The organism is Proteobacteria bacterium CG1_02_64_396, from assembly GCA_001872725.1.
Taxonomy (GTDB): Bacteria; Pseudomonadota; MNWR01; order CG1-02-64-396; family CG1-02-64-396; genus CG1-02-64-396.
Genome location: MNWR01000045.1, coordinates 1 through 7785, shown reverse-complemented (window position 1 = coordinate 7785; position 7785 = coordinate 1). Strand labels below are relative to the sequence as shown.

The 7785-nt window shown below is 64.6% G+C and carries 6 protein-coding genes and 2 pseudogenes; all 8 read right to left on the bottom strand.

Annotation, left to right across the window (positions count from 1 at the left end):
- Positions 1 to 641: 641 nt before the first annotated feature.
- A pseudogene (locus AUJ55_05495) lies at positions 642 to 1391 on the bottom strand (DNA methyltransferase).
- Positions 1392 to 1544: 153 nt separating this feature from the next.
- Positions 1545 to 1916 (bottom strand): hypothetical protein, encoded by a 372-nt coding sequence (locus AUJ55_05490; protein OIO58187.1) that lies wholly within the window; start codon positions 1914 to 1916, stop codon positions 1545 to 1547.
- Positions 1917 to 1918: 2 nt separating this feature from the next.
- On the bottom strand, positions 1919 to 3232 hold the full coding sequence (locus AUJ55_05485) for a hypothetical protein (protein ID OIO58186.1): 1314 nt from the start codon (positions 3230 to 3232) through the stop codon (positions 1919 to 1921).
- Positions 3233 to 3248: 16 nt separating this feature from the next.
- Positions 3249 to 4106 (bottom strand): hypothetical protein, encoded by an 858-nt coding sequence (locus AUJ55_05480; GenBank protein OIO58185.1) that lies wholly within the window; start codon positions 4104 to 4106, stop codon positions 3249 to 3251.
- A complete protein-coding gene (locus AUJ55_05475; GenBank protein ID OIO58184.1) occupies positions 4103 to 4693 on the bottom strand; it encodes a hypothetical protein in 591 nt (196 codons plus the stop codon). Before AUJ55_05475 ends, AUJ55_05480 begins: the two co-directional genes overlap by 4 nt.
- Positions 4694 to 4705: 12 nt before the next feature.
- Positions 4706 to 5506, bottom strand: a complete 801-nt coding sequence (locus AUJ55_05470) for a hypothetical protein (protein OIO58183.1) — start codon at positions 5504 to 5506, stop codon at positions 4706 to 4708.
- A complete protein-coding gene (locus tag AUJ55_05465; GenBank protein OIO58182.1) occupies positions 5503 to 7338 on the bottom strand; it encodes a hypothetical protein in 1836 nt (611 codons plus the stop codon). Before AUJ55_05465 ends, AUJ55_05470 begins: the two co-directional genes overlap by 4 nt.
- Positions 7335 to 7785 (bottom strand): annotated as a pseudogene (locus AUJ55_05460) (hypothetical protein). Before AUJ55_05460 ends, AUJ55_05465 begins: the two are co-directional and overlap by 4 nt.

The following is a 7785-nucleotide window of genomic DNA, read 5'->3' as shown; positions in this document are numbered from 1 at the left end:
CCATCCCAACAACAACGGTGTCCATCGCTTCATGATCCGTCCTCCTCTGGTGGTTTCCATACAGCCAAGAGCAACAATTCAACTCCATACTCTTGATTCAGCGATTGTGCAACATTGTTTCTGTAAAAAGTCCTGGTTTTTCCTGTTAAGCCACGGGATTCAGATTTTGAAGTTCAGGTAGATTTTGCCGGCCATCCACTCCTCGTCGAATTCGGCGAGGAGTGCGCTGACCAGGCGTAGGCACGCGTCTGGATTAGGGGAGAGTCCACCACCCCGCCCCCCCGAAGCGTCATCCCCGCGCAGGCAATGTGGTAGGAGCGCCGCCTTCGGCGCGATTGCGCCTGCCCTCGCAGCCCGAACGCACGTTGGGCTCACCGGGGCGTCCCCATCCCCCCCAGCGCTGTCGCCCCCGCGACCGCTGGATCCCCGCCTGCGCGGGGATGACACAAGGGATGGGGCTTCGGGTCAGGCCTGGACCGACGCAAAAGCCATTGCGCGTCGGAGGCCACCCCGTGGCCGAACTGTGGCCCGCCGCGCAAATTGTCATGACACGACGCTAGGTTTGTCATACGCGGCGGGCTAGGCTGGGCTTAAATGGTCGTTTAAGAGGTGATAATCAGCTCCTTGGCCGGGGTCGGCCTTCACCCTACCGTGTAGGTCAGGCTCACCGGTTGTAAGGTGAACTCCTTGAACACATCCCGCACCTCCGGGCGGTCGTTGATGCTTAAGATGAAACGCCCCTTGATGCCTGCCAGAAGTTCGGCCATCTGCTCAAAATCGCCTCGGCCAAACAGCCCCTCTCCGTAATCGTTCTCGTTCCCCCAATAGGGCGGGTCCAGGTAAAAGAGGGTGCCCTCGCGGTCATAGCGGGGGATGAATGCCTGGTAGCTCAATCGCTCGATCACTACCCCAGACAATCGCTCGTGTACGTCCTCAAGAAGGGGGGCAAGTTTGACGATGTTGAAGCGACCCGGCTCCGACGGTGAGGTACCAAAGGTCCGTCCGTTGACCTTGCCGCCGAAGCTGGTGCGTTGCAGATAAAAGAACCTGGCGGCTCGCTCCAGATCCGTCAGGGTGGCGGGATCAGTCCCGACCAGTCGGTCGAATTCGCTGCGGGTGGTGATCTGCCAGCACATCATGTCCAAGAACGCCTGATAATGGCGCTGTAGCACCCTGAAAAAGGTGGACACGTCTTTACTGTAATCGTTGATCACTTCGGACTTCGGTCGTGCCTACCGCCTAAAAAACACCCCGCCCATACCAATGAATGCCTCTGCATAAATGTCGTGGGGCGTCTGCTCAATCATCGCGACGAGCCGTTTGGCCAACTTGCGTTTCCCACCGATATAGGCTGCTGGTGGTCGCACCACGGCGACCGGTTCTAGTTTCATGGAGGGTCTGTCCTCGATACACTGCTCCCGCCGTGTGCGCACGGTGGCGGGGTGACCACGGTCTAGGCCGGGCCTGGTCATGCGAGGCGGTGTTCTCGCGGGAAGGGGGCGGCCACCCCCACCCCCCGTCGGCCTATCGCCGACGGCGGTCGATCAGATCACCCCCAGGACGCGCTCGGGCAGAGTCAGCCCAGTCACCCGCTCATAAATCGCTACAGCGGTGGGGTTAGCTGCTAGAGCGTCATAGAGGGCGTCGTGGGTGCTCTGGGTCGCTCCGTCGTAGTGGGCCTCTGCCAGCACCTCCACACGCCCCAGCGAGCGGACGGACGCGAGGTCCCCCACGGTCACGCGACAGTGAGCGATCGTCTCGACTCCTCCGTCGGCAGCATGTGCCGATGGGGCCTTGAAAATGTCCCACCCGACCGGGTTGTTGCCGTCATAGACCACCCGGTCGGGGTGCTTGGCTTGCACCTCGGCGAGCAAGGCGGCTGGATCGGGGCAATGGGTCAGAAGATCGACGTACATGGTCAACCTCCAGCAATCAAGCGAAGGGCCGCATCAGATAGGGCGCGGGCATAAAAGCGGAAGTCACTGATCATCAATCCCCAGTTACCCCCGACCTTAATGGAGGTCGCCGCCCCGCCTACCGTCGTTGTTGATCCCGATCCATCGGCGGCACCGTCGATGAAGATCTCTACGGTGCTGCCGTTGCGCCGATACCCTAGACTGAGCACATACCCTGGTGCTAATACAGTCGTCGATAAAACCCGGTCGTTCGTCAGAGATCCCCCGTAGAGGAAAGACGGCATCGATTCGTTGTTGAATCCGATCCATAGGGCGCGATAGCTGGCTCCCGGCGTGGAGAACAAGACCCCAGACGTCGTTGTGAAACTCATCAAGTCGGTCGAGTTGACCACCTCGACAGCCCCCAGCATGGTCTCACCGCCCGACGCGGTCGGTTTGGTGACGTTGCCGGTGTAGGTGAGGCTAATGGCGTCATCACCTTGGGTTCCTGCGCCGCGCACAGGGTTTGCTGGGCGCTGGATATTTCTGAATCCCTCCAGCGTCGACAGTACCACCCCGCTAGATCCATCGCCCGCCGCACCCTCCAGCAGCCTCCAAGTCACCGTGTAGCTCCCCGAGGCGGCGGCGATCTGGGTCATCCTGATGCCGACGAAACCACCGACGCGAGACCAGATCTCGGTTTTAACCGGTGTGCCGGTCGTGGAGGTGATCGCCAGGGTGGTTAGGTTGTAGGCAAGAGACCAGGCATCACCCGCGCCGTTGTCGACCAGCAGCTTGCCTTCGGCTAGCCCGTCGGCCCGGCACTCCAGCACGACGGTTACCCCTTCTCCGGCCACCACACCGGCAATCGCCTGGCTGATGTCGTGGTTGCCGCCGACGGTGCTGGGCACCACCTTGGCCGCCGTGCTGGTGCCCAGCATGTCGGCCCGGCCAGTGACGTCGGCCAACAGATTGGTGCGGGTCCATGCCGCATCGCTCGGATTGGTCGGGGCGGTAAGCAGTTGGGTAAATGCAGGCTCGACCAGCAGGCCAAGACGTCCGTCGCTCATCCGCTGGAAGCGAGCCACGTTGGCGCTTACCTGCTCGTAATATCCGGTCGTCGGATTGATTTGATAGGCCGTGCCTGCGCGTCCACACGTCAGCGATCCGGCCATGTCGCGACTCTCGCCGACGCGGCGCAGCGGCAGGCGAGTCATCCAGGCGTCTAGCTTGTCGACCTCACCTCGAAGGGCGGCCGCGGCAATGGCTACCGCGTTGGCCTGATTATCTCCGGCGCTCTTTGCCAGTCCGAGCGCGTTCACGTCCGATTGGGCCACGGTGGCCTCCTTTAAATTAGAGGAGCAGGGCAATGCGCGCTTGAACCTCGGCGCTGCCTGTGCAGTAGAAAGTCCACCCCCCAGCGACGGGGAGGGCGTAGAGGTCTCCGGCTGCGCCGCCGGTGTCGGCGTTGTGGACAGCGACCGGCAGCAGGTCATGCGACCCGGCGACAAACTTCCCGGCAGCAGTGATCGTCCAATCCCCCTGCACGACGCTGCGGACGTTGGTCGCCCGGACGGTCACCGCGATCACGTCGCCGACGTAGCTGCCCGACCAGTAGATTGTGTCGCTGTTGCTGCCGCGCACCACCCAGACGTCGCCCAGGGTACCGTCCAAAGTGACCGGGTAGACCTTGGTGATTCGGTTGGTCGTGCCAAGGTTGTGGGTGTAGGTGACCCCGCTGCTGGCGCCCACCAGGGTGGCGGAATGATCCGCGCTCCAACTTGCCCAGCGCATCTCGGCCGAGGCGTGGCTGCCCGCGTTGTAGACGACGGCGCCGGAGACTCCGACATCCCCCAACCGTCCCCCCGTGTCGCCCACGGCCGCGACCATCACCGGGGTGAATTCCAAGGTCTTGCCCCCGGTCGACCCCCACCAGTTCAAACGACGCTGCCAGTCGGCAAAGGCATCGACGGCGGCGGGGTCGATCAGCACCAGGCTGGGCACTGCGCCGACCTGCCCCTGCCCTCCAGTTTCGAGGGCAGCCGAGACGATCAACGCGGGCGGGGTCGAGAACACCACCCCCTGGCAGCCGGTCGCCAGCACGGCATCGACGGCGACGGTGGCAACCCGCGAGACTTGCCCCTGCCGACCGGTGTCGATCACGGCCGACACCGCCACGTCGGGCAGGGCTAGGACGGTCCCGGTGCTCACAGCGACCGCCCCACCCAGAGCATGACGTCGGTGTACTGGCCGTCGTACTTGATGCGGCCGTAACGGGTTTCGGCGTTGGCGGTGTCGGCCGCCGTGAGGGCGACGTCGACCCACTCCTTACCCTTGGCGGCCGCGTAGGCGATGGTGCCGTTGTGCGCGGCCCCGATGGCAGTCGGGTCGGCGGTCAGGAAGAGTTCGATGCTGGCCACCGCCGAAAAGTCGGCGCCGGGGACGCGGATCTGGAATGAGGGGGCGTTGCCTCGGATGTAGTCGAATCGAGCCATCGGCGGCCGCGATAGGACCAAATCGTCGAAGTCGCCGTTGACCGTATCGCTCCCCCGAGTCACCCCCCAGATCACCTTGAAGGTCCCAGTCCGGTCGAGCAGAGCAGGGGTCACCGGCACGGCCGCCCCCCCCTTGTGGCCGACCTGGTCGGGGTCGATGGTGCACACCAACGGGCCGATGGTGTCGTTCGATCCGACCGCCTTGAAGGTCACCTGATCGGCGCCGGTCAGGTCTTCGGCCGCGCCGTTTTTCTGCCGCACGGTGGCGGTCAATTCGCCTGCGTACCACTGGACGAGGTGCATGGGTCGTCCTCCTTAAGTTAGGGCCTCGACGATCCGCGCCGGGGCGGAGGTCGCTAGAAAAGTGCGTTCAGAAAAGCGGCCCGAGGCCTGGCCGTCGAAAGTTCCGTAAATCAGGCTTTCGAGCTGACCCCTCCCCCCGTCGGGGTTGGCGCAGAACAAAAAGGGGGTTCTGTCTTCGACCTGGGTGTATCTCAAAAACAGCTCATGCCGCTCCTCGGGGGTCAGCCAGTCGTACTGAATCGCACACTCGAGCGGCCCCAGCCGACCACGACCGTAGCGTTGCCCGCCCGGTGTGTGCCGCCAGGTGGTAATGGGGCGCCGACTCAGCGGCCAGCCCCTCTGCTGACGCTGAGCTGGTTGCCAGCGCTCGCCCAGCCACAGAATGGAAGCTTGTTGATACGCCAACCCGGTCCCGCTCAGGGTGACCTGCCAGTACAGGCTCGACAGGGGGGCAGACAACAGCCCCAAAAATCCGCTGCGCCAGGGTGGGGAGGGGACCACCCCGGTCGGCCACGCGCTGAAGGTCTGATCGAGCACCTGAACGCTGCCGCCGATGGCGTCGCTCCAGCTCTGAACCCGAATCGTGCCGTCCACCGGGAGGATGTGATCCACCAGGCCCAGCACGTCGACCGACTCCCCCGACTGCAAGGTCACCGCCAGGTTGACCGTGCTGACCGCCCCTGAGCGATAGAGGGCCGAGCGGCGGGCGTCTTGCAGGTAGGCAGCGGGCATGCCGCCCGCCTCGCTGTCGGCGGTCAGGCTCACAGCTCGCGAGGCGGCATTGGCGAACGAGAAGATTGGTGCGGCGCTCATCGCAACAGCCCAAGGGTCTGGCTCTCGCCCTGCCCGCTGGATTCGTTGACCTCGATCACCAGCGCATCGATGCCATCGACGGTCACCTCATCGCTCAGACCGAAAGTCCCCGCCCCGTAGGGGACCAACACCTTCCCGGTGCGACGCTCAACCCCGAAGATCGATAGGTAGAGGTCGCCAATCGCCTCGGCGTCGGCCTGGGCGTCGAAGAAGGTCTTGATGGGGGTGGCGATGGTGCTGGTGGTGGTGGGGGTGATCTCGCGCTGCGTTTGTAGGCCGGTCCCTTGCAGCCACTGTTGGGTGGCGGCGTCCACGCTGGCGGCGGGAGTCTGGATTTGAGTGTGGTTGGGGCGGTAGGTCACCGTGACGGCGTGATTGGCCCCCAGGGGCTCGCTCTCCCAGGTCAGCTCCCCCATCCCCTGGGTCTCGGTCACGGTCACACCCCCTCCGGCAGGGGTGGCGATCTGGCGGGTGATCAGGTCGCCGGAGCGGGCGAATCCCCACCAGGCCAGACACCCCTTGGCCAGCTCGGTGAGGGCCGCTCCGAGGCTGACAGCGCCCTTGACCTCGTAGCCGATGACCCCGGTCGGCAGACCGTCGAATTGACAGCCCGGCATGAAGACGGTGATGTTGTCAAACCAGGTATCGCCCACCGACCCGTACATCCTGAACAGACGGATTTGCACCTGATTCCCGGCTGGAATGAAGTCCACGCCCTGCCCGGTCACTAGATTGGCGCCAGACCAGGTGCTGGCGGCTATCGTCACGCCGAGGGTTAGATCGACGATATACACGCGCGAATCCCCATCGACTTGCTCGACGTCGTGGACAAGTCGGTGGAGCCGTCCGGGTGTCACGTCGAGATCCTGCCCCAGGTAGGCGGCGGAGGACGCTGTGGCGGTCATCTTGGCCCGACCCGCATCCCACGTTGCATTTGTCCCCCCCCCCCAGCCGTCGATGATGTTGGCGTCGAAAGAGCCATTCGCGACGACGTCGGGACCGCCCGCCCCTCCGAACCGGCCCGCCAAGTAGGCCATCACCTGCGCGGTGGTCGACAACCAGATGCCGTTGTCGACCTTGCCCTCCACGTCGGCGGTCACCGGGCCAACCGGCTTGGTGGTGAAGGTGGCGGTTCCGGCAGCGGCGTCAACGGTGACCCCGGCGGCGATCGCGCCGTTGACGCAGACGTTGCTGATCGCCTGATAGGGGCCCTCGCCGAATAGGTAAACCCATTCGGTTGTCGCCTTGATCAAAATCCCGGCAACCCCCCTGGAACGCCCGAAATGCAGCGGGATTGGTTTGCCCAGGCTCGCTGCCGGGGCGTCGGGGTAGTCGGTCGCGGAGATGACCCCTGGTGGCAGCATGACGCGATCAAAGCGGGCGGTCGGGTCGCGCAGCTCCAACTCCAGCCACCCCTCGGATGAGTGGCGGGAACGACCAACCTCGGCGACCTGAATGACGTTGTCTTCGGTGTACGGCACATCCCTGCGGGGGCCGACCAGTTCGATCTTGGCCGTGGCCCCATCGAGAGCGACCGTTGCCAGGTCGACCGCTGCTGCGGCGGAGTCGTCGATGGCCGACGACGCCAGCCGCAACCAATCGAAGGTGCTGGTGGTGCGACCGCCTGAGCGGATGTCTTGGATCGCCCGGCGAAGGCCCAGAGAGCGCTCGATCACCGGCCAAAAAATGGTGTTGGAGTGCGCGTCTTCGGGCTCGGTGACATAGGGGGCGTCGGCCAGGAAGAAGGGGCCGGAGCCGTTGATCGGATAGAGCTCGACCAGTTGGATCAGCTCGGCGGAGGGTCGCTGCGCGTAATCGAGAAAAGCGCTCACGACACCACCCCCCTGACGTGCACGGTCGGGAACCCGGCGGCGCTGTCCTCATAGATCACCGGCCGCACGGTTCGGCCGATCTCACGGCCGTCGAGTTGCATGACGACGTCCAGGTTGAGGGTCAAGCCGCTGGCCCCGCCCATCTGCCCCTGCAGCGCCTCGGCGATGGCTCGGGCCAGGACGGTGGGATCGAGGGAGGCGGAGCCGCCCCCCGCGTTGTCGGTGATCGTGGAGGTCGAGGTCGAGGGTATGGAGACCGGCACCGGGACTGGAACGGGACGGGGGATCTCGACCGGGGCGGGTACCGGAATCGCCACCGGGGCCGCATTGACCCGGTGGCCATTGGCGCGCCAAGCGTCCGCCTGATCGGCGGTCAGGACGGCCTCTCGAGCGTGGGCGGTGACCTGGAAGCCATCGTAGGGGACGTAGTGCAGACCCTCACGAGCC